This is a genomic window from Alcanivorax sp. HI0044, from assembly GCF_001634945.1.
In genome coordinates, this window is record NZ_LWEZ01001281.1 from 1 (window position 1) to 1,095 (window position 1,095).

The 1,095-nt window shown below is 58.8% G+C and carries 2 protein-coding genes; both read left to right on the forward strand.

Translation table 11 applies throughout. From position 1 onward, the window contains the following. The coding region (locus A3730_RS18465) for a tyrosine recombinase (protein WP_156501250.1) at nucleotides 1-577 on the forward strand (577 nt) is incomplete at its 5' end. A gap of 45 nt (nucleotides 578-622) precedes the next feature. After that, nucleotides 623-1,095: disulfide isomerase DsbC N-terminal domain-containing protein (locus tag A3730_RS18470; RefSeq protein ID WP_304439508.1), on the forward strand; the 473-nt coding region annotated here is incomplete at its 3' end.

Consider the following 1,095-nt stretch of genomic DNA (forward strand, 5'->3'; position numbering starts at 1 on the left):
ACCTCCAGCATGGCCCGGTCACGCAGGCCCAGCGGCGCCGGACTTTTCCACGCCGCTGGGCCTGCGTGACCGGGCCATGCTGGAGGTGCTTTATGCCACGGGCCTGCGGGTGACGGAACTGGTGACATTGACCCAGAGCCAGATCAATCCGCGCCAGGGGCTGATCCGGGTGATCGGCAAAGGCGACAAGGAGCGGCTGGTGCCGCTGGGGGAAGAGGCGCTGCACTGGCTGGGCCGTTATGCACAGGAGGGCCGTCCCCAGTTGCTGGCCGCGGATCAGCAGGGTGGCAATCAGGAGCTGCTCTTTCCCAGCCGCCGCGGCACCTGCATGACGCGGCAGACATTCTGGCATCGAATCAAGCAGTTGGCAGTGGTCGCGGGGGTGCAAAAAAAGCTCTCTCCCCATACACTGCGGCATGCTTTTGCTACACACCTGCTGAATCATGGCGCGGATTTGCGGGTGGTACAGCTGCTGCTGGGGCACTCGGATCTGTCGACGACCCAGATTTACACTCATGTGGCACAGCAGCGGTTACAAGACGTCTACCAGAAACATCACCCCCGATCGGGAACCTGAGCCAGCTGGCGGGTTCTCACAGGTAAGAGAAGGAGTAACGACATAATGAAAAAGGTTTTGCTGTTTGTATTGTTGGGGCTGATGACCGCATGTGGCGCCAGTTCTGAAACCGCCAAGGGTAACGCCGAGATCGATGGTGAACAGGCGAAAGCGGCTTTCAAGAAAGCCTTTCCTGCTGTTGAGGTCAGTGATGTGCGTGCTGCGCCCATGGCGGGCATGCTGGCGCTGGAAGTGAACGGGGGTGAAACCGTTTACATGAGCGAAGACGGCCGTTTTATCATGATCGGCAAGCTGCTTGAGCTGAAAGACGGAGAGGTGGTCAATCCGGCGGAGCAGCGCCTGGAAAAGGTTCGCGCTGAAGGCATCAAGACGCTGAACAAGGACGACATGATCACTTACGCTGCTGAAGACGAAAAAGCCGAAGTGTTTGTCTTTACCGACATTACCTGCGGGTATTGCCGCAAGCTGCATCGCCATATCGACGAATACATGGCGTCCGGCGTGACGGTCCACTACCT